Origin of the sequence: Jidongwangia harbinensis, assembly GCF_020216025.1 — a bacterium.
Taxonomy (GTDB): Bacteria; Actinomycetota; Actinomycetes; order Mycobacteriales; family Micromonosporaceae; genus Actinoplanes; species Actinoplanes harbinensis.
This window is the reverse complement of the sequence record NZ_JAIWNC010000060.1, coordinates 1-14,832: the sequence shown is the minus strand read 5'-3', so window position 1 is coordinate 14,832 and position 14,832 is coordinate 1. Positions and strand designations below refer to the sequence as shown.

The window sequence follows — 14,832 nt, the reverse complement described above, 5'->3', positions numbered from 1 at the left end:
TGGGCGGTCATCGGACCGAGGCCAGATCCGCGGCCCGGCGGGACGGCCAGGACGGCGCGGTGCCGGCGAGCACCTGCCGGTGCAGCCGCTGCAGTTCCGCGGACGGGTCGATGCCGAGTTCGTCATTGAGCAACCGGCGCACCTGCTGGTACGCCCGCAGCGCGTCGGCCCGCCGCCCGCACCGGTCCAGGACGACGATCAGCTGCCGGTGGAACCACTCGTTGAGCGGGTGCGTGCCGACCAGCAGCCGCAGCTCCCCGGTCAGTTCGCGGTGCCGGCCGAGTTCCAGGTCGGACTGGATCCGCAGCTCCAGTGCCCGGATGCGCTGTTCCTCCAGTTGCAGCAGGTGCATCTGGACCAGCGGCCCGGTGGTGACGTTGGTCAGCGCCGGCCCGGTCCACAGGCCGAGCGCCCGGTGCAGCGGTCCGGCCGCCCGGTCCGGCCGCCCGGCGTTCAGCTCACGCCGTCCCTCGTCGACCAGGCGACCGAACACGTCGAGGTCGAGGGCGTCCGGCGGCAGCCGCAGCTCGTACCCGTTGGGATGGCTGATCAGCAGCCGCCGCTCGGGCGTCTCCAGCCGCTCCCGGGCGAACAGCTTGCGCAGGTGGTAGATGTACGTCTGCACGGTGGTGAGGGCGCTCTTCGCCGGCTGGTCGCCCCACAACTCGCCGATCATCGTGCTGACCGGCACGACCCGTCCGGACTGAAGCAGAAGAAGGGCCAGCACGGTGCGTACCCGCGGCGCGGTCGGGGTGCAGACGCGGCCGCCACTCGTCACGGCCAGCGGCCCCAGGATCTTGAACTGTGCCATGCGATTCGCCTGCCTCGACAGTTCTGATGGGAAGTCGTGCATCGGGAAAGTCGTGCGTCGGGAAATCTGCTGCCCAAGCCTCGCCGTCGCGCGCTTTCCCCACAAGGCGGCCCAACGGCAGGTCGAATGGGATACCCACGGGGTGCATCAGGGGTATCGAAAGGAGCATGGCTGCGTCGGCACAGACGTGCTATCGACGGCCGTAAAATCGCCTAAAGAAGCTTCAATGACCCAAAGGATAATATGTCCAGTCGGTGTCCGTAAACAAGATCAGGGCGCCCTTCCCGCAAGAAATACGGGAAAGGCGCCCTGATCGTGGTGACCGCTTCCGGCGGCGCTCCGGACTCAGCCGATCATCGGCGGTCGCCGGCGCGGGACGGAGGTGTTCCCCTTCGAGTTCGGCGGGCCGATCAACGATGCGGCCACCGCTTTGTTGACCGCGTCGATGCGGGATACCGCATTCAGTTTCGCAAATATGCTTCGCAGATGGCGCTTGACGGTCGCCTCGGACAGATGCAGGCTCCGGGCGATCTGCAGATTCGTCCTCGCCTCGGCGGCCAGCCGGAGGACGTCCAGCTCACGCGGCGAGAGCACCCGGGGCGGCGGCGCGTTCATCCGGGAGAGGCTGTCCATGGACACGGCGAGCAGCACCGCGCTGCTCTTGTGCCCCGCCCCGCGCACCGCCGCCACCAGCTGGTGCCAGGTGGCGCTCTTCAGCAGGTACCCCCGGATGCCCAGGTCGAGCAGCCGGCCCACGAGTTCGGGGCTGTCGTACACGCTCAGCACGACCACCTCGGTATCCGGCGTGGCCTCCCGGATCCGCCGCACCGTGGTGGTCACGTGGTCGCCCGGGATCTCCACGTCCAACAGCACCACGTCCGGGCGGTGCCGCGTGGCCAGCGACACCGCCGCGTGACTGTCGCCGGCCTCCGCGACGACCTCGAAGTCGGACTGCGTCTCGAAGATCCGGCGCAGCCCGTCACGGACCAGCGCGTGGTCGTCGACCAGCATGATCGTGATGCGGTCCCCGGAGGCCGTGGTCATGTCCGGAGGCCGGCACTGCAGGTCTCCGGAGCGGCCAACGGGATCGTCAGGTCGACCCGGGTGCCGAGCCCGGGCACACTGTCGATCACGACCGCGCCGCCGGCCGCCGCCGCCCGGTCGGTCATCGACCGCAGTCCCACCCCGCCGGTCCGCCGCCGGGCCGGGTCGAACCCCACCCCGTCATCCAGTACGCAGGCGCGCACCTCGGTCGGCTCGATGTCGATCCGCGCCTCGGCACGGGTCGCCGCGGCGTGCCGGACGGCGTTGTGCAGCGCCTCGCGCACCATCACGAAGACCTCGTCGAGCAGGGACGACGGCACGTGATCCTCCTCGCCGCGCACCGCGACCCGCACGTCGACGTCGTAGTGCGACACCGACGACACGTAGCGGCCGAGCGCGGCCGCCAGGTTCTCGCCGGGCACCGGCTCGCGCATGTCCGAGATGATCGCGCGGACGCCGTGCAGCGCGTCCCGCAGCGCGTGCTGCGCCGCCGAGATCCGGTGGTCCGGCGTCCCGGCCGAACTCGACGTGATCTCGTGGATCTCCAGGTTGCGGTACGCGATCTCGATGCTCTGCCCGATCCGGTCGTGCAGTTCGCGGGCGACCTGCGACCGCTCGGCCACCGGCATCTGGTCGCCGTCGCCGCCGGGCGGTCGCCGGCCCGGTATCCGCGGTGGGGCGGACACCCCGGACTGGACGAGCGCCCGGGTGGTCGCCCGGTTCAGCATCTGGCACAGCGCGGACAGCACGGCCGGGTCGTGCCGGCCGCCCATCGTCGCCAGCGCGCGCGCCACCGCCGCGTCGACCAGCGCCGATGCCGCGGCCAGCAGTTCACCCAACGGCGGCGCCCAGCCGGTCGCGAGCTGAGCCCGCCCGGCCGGCTCGGGATCGTCCGCCACGCCGCGCACGGAAAGATCGAGCAACTGCCGGACCGTCGCGAGCAACCATGGTCGCGTCGGTGTCGCCGCGTTGCCGACCGTCTTCGCTATGGCTTCCCCATGCTCGTCAAGAAAACGAGCCGCCCGGACATGGGCAGCAATGTCTACCGTCTGATTCACCGAGTCTCCCCCGACTAACGGTTCCCCCAGCCGTTGTACGCAGGACCGGCCACCCGATCATCCGGTGGCGGCCGGCTCGATCCTGCGATTTACACAGGGTGGTCAAGAGGAAACGGCGGTGGAGTGCGCTCAGACGTAGTCGCTCCCGAAACAACGCACACAGCACATTCATGATCCCCATTGCCGATCATCGAAACACCGCCGAAACACCACCGAAAGAAACCGAGCAATGGTGGCCTGGTGCCACCTCCGGCGATTCCCACCCCGTCACAACAGCTTGACGGGAAGAGTCTACGTCGAGGCGGCCCCCCGGGGAAGGCGCTCTTTGATCACCGTCTCAGTTTATCTGGGACGGCTTTTTGACTCAGCGACACGATTATGCGAGTAGCGGGCAATCGGGAATGGCCTGCGCACCTGATAAATACGATGAGCAAGGCTTGACGTTGCTGCGATATGTCGCCGGAGGGGGTGCCGGCCGGCCCGGAGGACGGGCCGGCCCGCACCGCGGCTCATGGCCGTGGCCGGAGGCGTACCACCTCCCCGCCGGTCTCACTCAGGCCCTGGTTGGCGACGTAGAACTCGCCACCCGGTCCGACCGCGACCGAGGTCGGTGCGACCAGGCCGGCGCCGGCCAGCTCGGTGTGCCGGCCGTCCGGCTCCACCCTGGTCAGCGCACCGGTCAGGTCGCCACTGTCCAACCCGCGCTTCGTCATCTCCAGCACCACCAGACGGCCTCGCCGGTCGAACGTCACATCGATGATGGTGGTGAAGCCGGTCGCGTGGACGGTCGCCGGTTGCCCCGGCACCACCCGCCACACCCGGGCCGCGCCCTCCGGGAAGAACGACCCGGTCAGCTCACCGACGTAGAACGCGCCGTCCGGTCCGCGGGTGATCGCCACCGGCACCGCCTGCACCGGCACCGTCGTGCCGGGCGGCAGCCCCCACTCCGGCGGGGCCTCGTAGGGCCTGCTCGGCAGCGCCGCGAGCGTACTGAGGTGGCCCCGCTCGTCGACCCGGACCGCGTCGTTGGCGGCGGCGTCGGCGACCGCGAAGCCGCACCCGTCCGCGGCGAGCCCGTACGGCTGGCTCTCCAGCTGCTGCCCGTCCGGGTTCTGCGCCTGCTCATGGGCGGCGAGATCGGCCACCACCGACCAGCGCCGGTGCGGACCGGCCTTGATCACGGTGCCGAGGGCGGCGCCCGCCGCGCCCAGCTGCGGCCGGTACACCGGGTCGGTCCCGTACCCCAGCGCCACCAGCAGTTCGCCGTTCGCGTTCAGGGCGACGTCGTGCGGCCCGTAGCTGGACGCCGGCTCGCCCTCCGCAGCCTGCCCGCGCAACGACGGAAGCCCGCTCAGGACGCGGCGCTGCACCCCGCGCCGCACCTCGGTCACCGCACCGGTGGTACCGAAGCACAGCACCGGCCCGAAGCTGGTCGGGATGCACGGCCCGGCACCACCTCGGCCGGCCTCGGCCACGTACAGCGTGCCGTGCCGGTCGACGATCACACCGCGCACGTTCGTCAGGCCGCGGGCCACCACCGACAGCTCGGCCGGCGGCGGAGCCGCATACGCCGGCGCGGCGACCAACAGCACCGCCGGCAGAATCGCCGCGGCGGTCCACCGACGGGCCGCGGTCACCATCCAGCCCTCCGTACCGACCATCCACTCTGGATCTCTGTGTGCACCAGGATGTGCCCTTCTCGCGAGTGCGTCTGCCGGCGGACCGGCACGGCGGGCCGATTCGCGGCCGCGCCACCTCCAGATTGGCGGCCCGCACTCAACGTCGGGTGGAAGGTCAGTCCACGCATCGCCGGCTCCTCACTCCGGCTGGTTCACGGTGGCTCGGCCGACCTTGTACGGTGTGGACACTCCCTCGTAGGCCAGGTGCATCGTCATGCCGTTGGCGGCGTGGTCGAGGTTGTGGCAGTGGTCCATCCAGATGCCAGGATTGTCCGCGCGGAACGCGATCTCGAACGTTTCGCCGGGCCGGAGGTCGAGGCTGTCCACCCACCACGGGCTGCCGGTGACCGGACGGCCGTCGTGCGACAGCACCAGGGCATGGTGGCCGTGCAGATGCATCGGGTGGTTCTGGTGGCTGCGGTTCACGATGAGCACCTTGACCAGGTCGCCCTCGCGTACCATCAGGCTCGGCACGTGCGGAAAGCTCTTGCCGTTGATGGTGGGCAGGAAATGCATGCCGCCGTCGAAGAACCAGATCCGGTCGTCGAGGAGCTGGGTGAACTCCCGGTCGTAGTCGGAGTCCAGGCCGAACGGCGCCCCACCGGGCCGGCCGTAGCTACCCGCGTCGAAGAGTTCCAGGTCTTCCGGTACCGCGGGCGGCTCGGCCCGGCCGTCCGGGCTCAACACCAGCGACACGTCCGGCTTCCCCACGTCCGCCAGCCGCACCGGCCGGTCGGGCATGGTGAACGTCAGGTCGTACCGCCCGCCGGCCGCCAGCCCCAGCCGCACGCCCTCCAGATCGGTGGGCCCGGCGAGGTCGGTGCCGTCGATCGCGGCCACCTGGAAGGGCGTGCCCACCAGCGCGAACTCGCGCGGGCCGGCGTCCTCGTACGGGTTGTTGTCGGTGTTGATCAACCGCAGCCGCACCGTGGTGCCGGGCGCCATCCGCCGGTGTTCGAGGGTGTCGCGGACGCCGAAGGCCGGCCGCCGCTCGGCGCCGATCCGCCACTCGTGCGGCAGCACCGTGATGTCGGCACCCGCCGGCGCCGCCTCCCGCGGCTCGATCACCAGCGCGCCGAACAACCCGCGCCGGACGGCCCAGAGCGGATCCTGGTGGGTGTGGTACCAGAACGTCCCCACCTGGTCGGCGCGGAAGCGGTAGACGTAGCTCTGGCCCGGCTGGACGGCGTCCTGCGTGACACCGGCGACGCCGTCCTCCCGGTTGGGCAGGTCGACGCCGTGCCAGTGAATGGTCACCCCGTCCGCGGGCAGCCTGTTCACCAGGGTCACCTCGACCAGGTCACCCTGGCGCACCCGCAGTTCGGGACCGGGCGCCTGCCCGTTGTAGGTCCAGCCACCGGACACCACCGCGCCCGAACTCAGCCGGATCTGCGTCTCCTGCGCGGTCAGCGTGAACCGGCGGTCGGGCGTGCCGTCGCGCGGACCGGTCAGCTCCTCCACCGATCGCACGGCGTCGTCGTGGTGCGCACCAACCGGCCCGCCACCCCAGTCCAGGTTCTCGTGGCTCATCATGCTCAGCTCGTCCGGCAGCCGGCTGGCCTGAGCCACCCCGACCAGCGCACCGGCCAGCAGCGCCGCGGCGGCGGCCACACCGATGACCGCGCGGGTCACCCGCCGGCGCACGCCCGGCCGGGCCGGCGCCTCCGGCCGGCTCAGCGCCGCGTGCCGGCGCCGTTGCCGCAACCAGAACAGCGCGGTCACGCCGGCCAGAACGCCGAGATGGGCGGCCAGGTCATCGAGATAGGACGGCGTCGGACGGAAGATGTAGGCGACGTCGACGGCGAGCAGGGCACCGGTCGCCATCGCCTGCACCGGCACGATCAGCGCCGGCGCCGACGCGGCCGCGCGCAGCTCGACGCCGGGGGCGGCGTCGGTGCGCGCGGTCCGCGCCAGCCGGAGCAGTCGCGGCGCCGTCAGCACGCCCACCGCGACCAGCGGCAGGGCGAGCAGTGGCAGCGCCACCACCACCCGAGTCTCGGCGAACAGCCAGCCGACCGACCACATCACGCCGAAGAGCACGAGCCGGACCGCGATGATCACGATGCCGGCGACGGCGAGGCCGACCGCCCACCGTGCGCCCCGGCGCAGCCGGGCCTGGTCGCGGCGCCGGGCCAGCCCGGAGACGACCACGGCGGCCCCCGCCCACACCAGGAACAACACCATGGCCAGGAGGCCGTCCTGAACCTCCGCCGGTTCGTACATTCAGCTCGCTCCTGGGCCGGGATGGATCGTCCACACCGACGGTACGGACGCCGCGACCCTCCGCCATCCGCTCAGTGCCGACGCTGTGGCTAAACATCTGCCGTACACGCCCCCAGGGCGCGTGTCGTCGGGACTGCCGGACGGCGGTCTCGGTCAGGCGAGGCCGGGCCGGCCCGGGGTCACCAATCCGGTCTCGTACGCCATCACGACGAGCTGTGCCCGGTCCCGGGCACCCAGCTTGAACATGGTCCGGTGCACGTGGGTGCGCGCGGTCGCCGGGCTCATTCCCAGGCGCTGCGCGATCTCCTCGTTGCTCAGGCCGGACGACACGCAGACCATCACCTCGCGCTCCCGGTCGGTGAGGCGGGCCAGAACGCCGTCGTCGGCTGTCCGACCGGCCGGCCGGGAGACGTAGTCGGCGATCAGTCGCCGGGTGATCCGCGGCGACAGCAGCGCCTCGCCGCCGGCCACCACCCGCACGGCCTGCCGCAGGTCGGCCGGCTCGATGTCCTTGATCACGAAGCCGCTGGCGCCGGCCCGCAACGCGCCGAAGATGTTCTCGTCCAGGTCGAACGTGGTCAGCACGATCACCCGGACCCGCGCCAGGGCCGGATCGGTCGCGATCCGGCGGGTCGCCTCGATGCCGTCCAGCACCGGCATCCGCAGGTCCATCAGCACCACGTCCGGCCGGCCGGCCCGGGCCGCCTCGACCGCCGCGGCACCGTCCCCCACCTCGCCGACCACCTCGATGTCGGCACTGTTCTCCAGCAACCCGCGCAGTCCCGCCCGGACCAGCACCTGGTCGTCGGCAAGCAGCACCCGAACCGTCACTGGAGCACCATCCTCTCGACTGGGCGTGGAAAGTGCGGGCCGGTCGGACTCGGCGGGGGCGGAAGGGTCGCCGCCGACGTCCGCTCGGATGAACGCCGCGCCGGCCCCGGCCGGGTCACCGGCGATCCGGCCGGCACGGACCATTCGCCGGCTGAGGATGGAGCCGGAAAAGGCCAGGCCGCACTTGACGGCGTGCGCCGAGCAGACGCGTCGGTCGGCTCATGCCTCACCGTACCGGGACGCTCGCCGTCGGACGCGGCCCGGACGCCGCCGGGCAGCTCCGTACCCGAGGGTCTCCGCCGCCCGCGCGAGCCGGCGGGGGGCCACGCCGATCAGGCTCGGATCACGCGCATCCGCACGTCGCCCGGCGGACGGACCGGCGCCCGCCGCCGATGCCGGCGGCGGCCGGCGGCGATGCGGCACGCCGGCCGTGGCGCCGGATGTCCATGTTCCGACAGTCGCGGCATCCGGCCGGTCGGCCGGATGCCGCGGTGTCGATCCGATCCGCTCGGGATCAGCGGTTCGCCACCTCGCCGCCGGGTGCCGGCTGGACCCGCTCGAACCGCACCCGGTTCAGCCAACCCGGAAGGTCACTGAGGACGTACAGCTCGCCGTGCACGTCGGTGCCGAACGCGGTCGGCTGGGTGGGGAAACTGCCGATCGTGGCGGTCTCGTACCCACCGCCGCGCTTCGGGCGCACGGCGAACGCGAGGGTCGAGCAGTAGTCGCTCGCGATGTACGTCCCCCACGCCTCGGGGGTCCGGGAGCCTCGGTACACCACGCCGCCGGTCACCGAGCAGTTCTCGGTCAGGTAGTGCTCGTACTCGAAGACCGGGTCGATGTACCGCACGCCCTCCCGGCACTGCTCCGCGTCGAACACCGGGGTGCCCTCCTTGCAGGACCAGCCGAGGTTCCCGCCGCCCTGCCACGGGCGGACGTGGTTGACCTCCTCGACCAGGCCCTGGCCGACGTCACCGATCCACAGCGAGTTGTCCACCGGGTCGACGGAGAACCGCCACGGGTTGCGCAGGCCGTACAGCCAGATCTCCGGCCGTGCGCCCGGCGTGCGGACGAACGGGTTGCTGGAGGGTACGCAGTAGAGCTTCGTGCCGCAGGCGCGGTTGACGTCGATCCGCACGATCTTGCCGAGCAGGGTGCCGAGGTCCTGACCGGCCTTGAACGGGTCGTTCGCGTTGCCGCCGTCGCCGGTGGACCAGTAGAGGTAGCCGTCGCGGCCGAACGCCACCTGTCCGCCGTTGTGGTTGCCGAACTCGGCGTGCTCCTGGGTGAGCAGCACCTGCACCTGCTCGGGAGCGTTGAGGGGCACTCGCGCCAGGGTCAGCGCGCCGGCCGGCAGGCTCGTGTAGGCCACGTAGAGCATCTGGGTCCGCGCGAAGTTCGGCGCCGGGGTGATGCCGAGGAGGCCGCGCTCGTTGTCCGAGGTGTCGATCCGTTCGGTCAGGTCGAGCACCGGATCGGCCGCCAGGCCGGTGTCGGGATGGTAGGCGCGGACGGTCCCGTTCTTCTCCGCGATCAGCATCCGGCCGTCGGGCAGCCCGGTGATCGCGATCGGGCGCCGCAGGCCGGTGGCCACCCGTTCGGTCGCCACGGTCAGCTCGGTGAGCGGCACCGCGCGGGTGGCCGGCGCACCGGCCACGGCGGTCTCCGCCGCCGACACCGAGGTCGACAGCGAACCGGACAGGGCCAGGACGAGTAGGCCGGCCACCATGATGGCGGGGCGACAACGCCGTCGCGACATGTTTCAGCTCCTCAACGGAGGGAGAAGGCGATCTGGGAGCGCTCCCACCGTAACATCGATTTTTAACAATATTCAACCTACCGCTTCCGCCCCGCCCCGCGGGGTCGCCGCCGGGCGCCGGGCGCCTTCACCCGGTGGCCCGGTGCTGGGCCCGGTCGAGGAGACCGATGAGCGTGGGACGTTCGCCGTCGATGCCTTCCGACAGGCGTGCGGCGGTGTGCACGGTCAGCCAGGAGTCCACCCGCCGCAGCGTCCGGGGCGAGCCCGCGGTGTACGCCCGGGCGTAGGCGCGGGCGAACACCGACCGGCCCGCTGCGGTCAGCGCCCGGGACAGCACGGGTGTGCCGGGCAGCGGGTCGGCCCGCGTCAGCAACAGGAGTGCGCGGGCGTGGTCCGCCTCGGGCACGCCGCGGGCGGTGCCCACCCAGTCGATGACGCCGACCCGGTTGGCGGCGACCAGCACATTGCCCGGGTGGAAGTCACCGTGGCAGACCTGGTCGCCGTCCGGTAGCCCGTCCAGAACCCGCACCGCGAAGTCGCGGAGCCGCGGCGGCAGGCCGGCGTCCTCGATGCGGACGGCCAGGGTCTCGCGCAGGGTCGGGAGACCGTCCCCGGCGCGGATGGCGTGGACGGCGAGGTGGGCCGCGGCCAGTGCGCGGGCCAGGCCGAGCACCCGCCATGGCCGGCGTTGCAGCAGCGTCAGCATGTCCGGTCCGGCGAGGCGTTCCAGCACCAGTCCGGTGCGGCCGGCGCAGTCGACGACGTCGATCAGCCGCGGGGCCACGCCATGCCCGGCCAGCTCCGCCAGCGCCAGCGCCTCGGCGCGGTGCCCGCCGAAGCCCGGACGGTACAGCTTCACGACCGCGTCGTCGCCCCAGGCGTGCACGTCGGCCTCCCGGCCGGCTCCCAGCCTCGCTCCGATCATGTCGGGGTCCTCCGGCCTCGGGCAGGGGTCAGCCGACCGGCGGCTTGCGGGCGAAGACCCGTTCGACGGTGCCGGCCTTGAGCCGTTCCACCTCGACGATCTCGAACCCGGCCGCGCGGACCAGCGGGAGCTGGCGGCGGGTGAAGTGTTCCCCGGCGGTGCGCACGGTCAACCGCTCGACCAGCCGTTGCGCGGCGCGGATCGGCGGCCAGGTGCTGGCGATGTGGTCGACCAGCAGCAGCCGCCCGCCGGGCACGAGGACCCGCGCCATCTCGCCGATCGCCGTGGCCGGGTCGGGGATCGCGCACAGCGACAACGCACAGGCCACCGTGTCGAACGCCTGGTCGCCGAACGGCAGTGCCTGGGCGTCGCCGATGCGCAGGTCGACGGTGCGGCCGAGGTCGGCGGCCCGCCGCCGGGCGATGGCCAGCATCGCCGGGCTCAGCTCGATGCCGGTGATCGTGACCCCGGCCGGGTAGTGCGGCAGGTTGAGGCCGGTGCCGACGGCGACTTCCAGGACCCTGCCGCGGGCCCGGGCGCCGAGCCATTCCCGGGCCCCGCCGAACCAGATCTTCTCGAGCACGGCGATCTGTCTGTCGTAGGCCGGTGCGCCCTTCTCCCAGGCGCGCAGGACCTTCGCCGTCTCGTCGTCCGATGTCGCTGTCATGGGTGCTCCCACCGGGCCGGTTCCAGCTGACCAACCCGCACAGTGTGCGGTCGGGCTGAGGGAGGCGGCTACCACCATCAGCCCGACCGGCGTGCCGGCGGTGTCCGGCGTCAGTTGGTGATCAGATCGAACTTCTCCCACGAACCCCCGACGGTGTCCCGGTTCGCGATCAGCGGGTCGGCACCGGCGTTGGCGGCGGTCACGTACTTTCCGTTCACCTGCGCCTTGAGACTGACGGTGCCGTCGGCGTTGCGGACGAGCTGGAACTTCTCCCACGATCCACCGACCGAGTCCCGGTTGGCGATCAGCGCACCGTCACCCGCGTTCGCCGCAGTGACGAACTTGTTGTTGACGTTCGCCCGCAGCGCGATGATCCCCCGGCCCAGGTCGAACGCGTCGAAACGTTCCCAGGATCCGCCGACCGAGTCCCGGTTGGCGATCAGCGGGTCGGCACCCGCGTTCGCCGCAGTGACGAACTTGTTGTTGACGCGGGCACGCAGACTGACCACCGTTGCCGGCACCACGGACAGCACCCGGAACGCCGTTCCCTGGGCGCAGGCGCTGGCGCTCTCCATCACGTATCCCGTGATGGACAGCTTCGCACCCACCTTGACGACGGCCGGATCGCCGCCCACCGGGCGGTACGTCACGCCCCCGGACGCCAGCAGAGCACACCCCTCGGCCGCCCGCGTCACCGTGCCGACCAGGGTGGCGACCGGGTATGCCTGGGTGACCTGGATTCGGACGCCCGCAGTGCAGGCGCCGGCCGGATTGGGTGCCCGATAGCCGAAGATGTGGACGGTCTCTCCGGCCTTGACCACGCTGGCGGAGCCACCGGCCAGCTGGTAGGTGGTGGTGCCGTCCTTGACGACCAGGCAGCCGCTCCCGACGCCGACTTCCACGACACCGGTCAGCTCGAACTCCTTGAACTGGTCGATCCATTCGGCCAGGCCGTCGACCCGGGTCGCGGTGGCGTCCCGGCTGGTGCTGGTCTCGCCGAGACAGCCGCCCTGCCCGGAGGTGCTGAGCACGGCGACGAGGTTCGCCGTACCGTCGCTGTTCTCCCGGATCACCGGGCCACCGGCGTCGCCCTTGCACACCGCGCTGTCACCGACGGTGGTGACACCGATGCCCGTCGCCGACACGTCCCGCAGCGAGACCTGACCGGTGTGCGGCAGAGCCGGCACCCACTCGTCGGCGGTCCGGCCGAAGCCCAGAACACGCAGCGTCTCCCCGGCGACCGGGGCCGCGGCCGACACCGGCGCGTTGCCCCGCAGCGCCGTCAAGCCGCGGGCCAGGTGTGCCAGAACGAGGTTCCGGTCGTCCCGGACGTGCAGGTAGCTGATCGCCACGGTCTGCGCACCCGAAACCTGGTCCGACCGGGTCGTCACGGTGCCCGTGACCGGCGGCGGCCCGGTCACCGGCGCCGCGGACCCGACCTTGAAGCACTCCTTCGAGGTGGCCACCAGGTGCGGATCCACCAGCACCCCGGTGCAGCTTCGATCACTTCCCACGCCGACCTTGACCACGTACCCGTAGGCCGCGTCCGCCGGTTGCGACCCACCGGCCACCGCGAGAGCCTGATCGGCCGCCGTCAGGCCGGCCAGCCCGACGGCCAACGCCGCCAGTGCCGCCATCCCCGGACCACCGAACAGCCGCAGCTTCCGTACCCGAACTCGCGAACCAGTCCCCATCGCCATCCCCCGTTGTTCTTCGGACCCGTGTCGCCGCGCGCCGATGAGTCGTCCGCCCAGCGCCGAGCGGCTTGATCCACACAGGAGACTAAGCGTCGTCATCTATCCCCGAAAGGGGCCGGAAGGGTTTTTGACAACTGCGAACCGGCACCGCTCCGGGTCAGCTACCGGCCGGCACCGCTCGGTGCGGTCTCGGGGCAGGCGTAGGGCTCAGCGAGCCGCACCCGGGCCGCCTGCGGCCGCTCGGCCGTCACGGCCAGGAACCGGGTGGTCAACGACGCGACTGGCCCGCAACGCCGGTGGCCGCCGCGTCGGGTGGCCGCCGGCAACCGTGCTGTCCGGCGGTCTCGGCGCCGACGACGACCTGCTCAGGCCACGCCGAACGGCATACCGTCGCCGAGAACAGCGCTGTCGTCGACGTCGTACCCGAGCTTGTCGCGCACCTCGGCCACGCCGCCGATCTGCCGGATCAGCCGGTCCGCGACCACGGTGGTGGTCCGGCGCTCGACCCGCCCGGTGAGCGTGACCACGCCGTCGTCGACCTGGGCCCGCACGGACCCGGCCCGCTCCGGCAGGAGCGAGTCCAGCACCTCCCGCACGTCGGCGGCGATCTCGTCATCCGGGCGCAGGTGCACCTTGAGCAGGTCGCCACGCGACACGATGCCGATCAGGCGGCCGAGATCGTCGACAACCGGGAGCCGTTTGACGCCCTCGTCGTCCATCATCCGGGCCGCGGCCGCCAGGGGCGTACCGGACGGCACCACGACCGGTGGGGTGCTCATGATCTCCGCCGCGGTGCGCCCGCCCGCCTTCGCCCGGTCCGCGCGGCGCCGCCGGCCGTCGAACATCCGGGGTTCCTCGTCGCCGGCGTACTCGATCTTGCGGAGCAGGTCCGCCTCGGAGACCACACCGCTCACCCGGTGGAACACGTCGGCCACCGGAACCGCGCTGAACCGGTTGGCGACCAGCAGGTCGACCACGGCACGGTAGGGAGCCGTCTCCGGGACGCTCACCACCGCCGTGGTCATGACATCGTCCACGCACCACTTCTTCATCACGCGACCTCCTTGTCCCCTCACCGCAGACGCTAGGCCCGCGGCGGGCCGGAGGTCAGGGCCGAGCGGCCCGCGCCGGTGGGACCTGTGTCCGCCGCCTCCTCGAACGCGCAGGCCAGGATCGCGGTGGTGCCGCGCCGGGCCGAGACCGCCACTACGACCGGGCCATGGTCCGGCGCGGCACCGCGATGCGCCGGCAGAGGGCAGGTGCAGTGGTGGGCCAGGTAGGCGGCCGTGGAACCCCAGCCGTGCCGGGTGAGCGCGTCGTCCCGGTGCCCGACGACCAGCAGCTGCGCCTCGGCGGAGTGCCGGGCCAACGCGCCCGCGGCTGCACCGGCCGCCGTAGCGACCCGGCCAGGCGTGCACGACCAGCAACGGCGCGCGGAGGCGCGCCGCCTCGACGACCGCGAGGTCGAGGGTGTCGCCGTACGTCCGGGAGCCGTCGATGCCGACCACGACGGACGGGGTCTGCCGCCGGACTCGGCTTCGGTGTCCTGCTCTGGTGGTGGCCGGGCGGCGACGTGGCCGGCACGTACTACGCCGGCTACCTGATCGAGAAGGCGCTGTCGATCGACAACGTGTTCGTGTTCGCGCTCGTCCTCAGCTGGTTCGCGGTGCCTCCCGCGGTGCAGCACAAGGTGCTGTTCTGGGGCGTCGTCGGCGCGCTGCTGTTCCGGCTGGTGTTCATCTTCGTCGGTGCCGAACTGCTGGAGACGTTCTTCTGGACCGCGTACGTCTTCGGCGCCTTCCTGATCTGGACCGGCTACCCCGGTGGGCAAGCTGCCGATACCGCTGACCCTCGGGGTCATCGTGGTCACGATCGGCGTCTCCGTGGTCTGGAGTCTGCTGTCCACCCGCGGTGGCGCCGGCGGGTCGCATCCCGGCGAGCCCACCACCCCGGCTCCCGCGGTGCCACGGGACTGAACCCGGGCCCGGCACGACCGGGCCCGGGACCGCGCCGGTCACTTGCCGTAGTAGGCGTTTCGCATGATGTCCTGCATGTCGTCCAGCATCGGCATCCGGGGGTTGGCCGGCGCGCACTGGTCCTGGTAGGCGTTCAGGGACTGCTGCGGCATCGCGTCCAGG

The 14,832-nt window shown here is 71.9% G+C and carries 12 protein-coding genes and 2 pseudogenes; 2 read left to right on the top strand and 12 right to left on the bottom strand.

What is annotated here, in order from left to right; all coding sequences use genetic code 11:
- Positions 1 to 7 precede the first annotated feature (7 nt).
- The 12 genes and pseudogenes from LDL48_RS41115 to LDL48_RS41060 all read right to left on the bottom strand — a co-directional run.
- Complete coding sequence (locus tag LDL48_RS41115) at positions 8 to 811, bottom strand: AfsR/SARP family transcriptional regulator (protein ID WP_225260616.1); 804 nt, start codon at positions 809 to 811, stop codon at positions 8 to 10.
- A gap of 345 nt (positions 812 to 1,156) precedes the next feature.
- On the bottom strand, positions 1,157 to 1,855 hold the full coding sequence (locus tag LDL48_RS41110) for a response regulator transcription factor (protein ID WP_225260615.1): 699 nt from the start codon (positions 1,853 to 1,855) through the stop codon (positions 1,157 to 1,159).
- A complete protein-coding gene (locus tag LDL48_RS41105; protein ID WP_225260614.1) occupies positions 1,852 to 2,778 on the bottom strand; it encodes a sensor histidine kinase in 927 nt (308 codons plus the stop codon). Before LDL48_RS41105 ends, LDL48_RS41110 begins: the two co-directional genes overlap by 4 nt.
- Positions 2,779 to 3,422: 644 nt before the next feature.
- A complete protein-coding gene (locus LDL48_RS41100; RefSeq protein WP_225260613.1) occupies positions 3,423 to 4,574 on the bottom strand; it encodes a ScyD/ScyE family protein in 1,152 nt (383 codons plus the stop codon).
- A 156-nt stretch (positions 4,575 to 4,730) separates the two neighbouring features.
- Positions 4,731 to 6,815, bottom strand: coding sequence for a multicopper oxidase family protein (locus tag LDL48_RS41095; RefSeq protein WP_225260612.1), 2,085 nt, complete (start codon positions 6,813 to 6,815; stop codon positions 4,731 to 4,733).
- A 153-nt stretch (positions 6,816 to 6,968) separates the two neighbouring features.
- Positions 6,969 to 7,646, bottom strand: a complete 678-nt coding sequence (locus tag LDL48_RS41090) for a response regulator (RefSeq protein ID WP_225260611.1) — start codon at positions 7,644 to 7,646, stop codon at positions 6,969 to 6,971.
- 514 nt (positions 7,647 to 8,160) lie between these two features.
- Positions 8,161 to 9,405 carry a PQQ-dependent sugar dehydrogenase gene (locus LDL48_RS41085; RefSeq protein ID WP_225260610.1) on the bottom strand — a complete coding sequence of 415 codons (1,245 nt, stop codon included), beginning with the start codon at positions 9,403 to 9,405 and terminating at the stop codon, positions 8,161 to 8,163.
- A 127-nt stretch (positions 9,406 to 9,532) separates the two neighbouring features.
- A complete protein-coding gene (locus LDL48_RS41080; RefSeq protein WP_225260609.1) occupies positions 9,533 to 10,330 on the bottom strand; it encodes a phosphotransferase family protein in 798 nt (265 codons plus the stop codon).
- A gap of 28 nt (positions 10,331 to 10,358) precedes the next feature.
- On the bottom strand, positions 10,359 to 10,997 hold the full coding sequence (locus tag LDL48_RS41075) for a class I SAM-dependent methyltransferase (RefSeq protein ID WP_225260608.1): 639 nt from the start codon (positions 10,995 to 10,997) through the stop codon (positions 10,359 to 10,361).
- A 110-nt stretch (positions 10,998 to 11,107) separates the two neighbouring features.
- On the bottom strand, positions 11,108 to 12,634 hold the full coding sequence (locus LDL48_RS41070) for a trypsin-like serine protease (protein WP_225260607.1): 1,527 nt from the start codon (positions 12,632 to 12,634) through the stop codon (positions 11,108 to 11,110).
- Between the two features lie 425 nt (positions 12,635 to 13,059).
- Positions 13,060 to 13,746, bottom strand: coding sequence for a CBS domain-containing protein (locus tag LDL48_RS41065; protein ID WP_225260640.1), 687 nt, complete (start codon positions 13,744 to 13,746; stop codon positions 13,060 to 13,062).
- A gap of 32 nt (positions 13,747 to 13,778) precedes the next feature.
- Positions 13,779 to 14,159: pseudogene (locus LDL48_RS41060) on the bottom strand (universal stress protein); the annotation flags it as partial.
- Positions 14,160 to 14,216: 57 nt separating this feature from the next.
- Here LDL48_RS41060 and LDL48_RS41055 point away from each other — a divergent pair.
- Positions 14,217 to 14,546, top strand: a pseudogene (locus LDL48_RS41055) (TerC family protein); the annotation flags it as partial.
- Positions 14,518 to 14,670, top strand: coding sequence for a hypothetical protein (locus LDL48_RS44095; protein WP_255630350.1), 153 nt, complete (start codon positions 14,518 to 14,520; stop codon positions 14,668 to 14,670). The pseudogene LDL48_RS41055 and the gene LDL48_RS44095, both read left to right, overlap by 29 nt.
- Positions 14,671 to 14,832 lie beyond the last annotated feature (162 nt).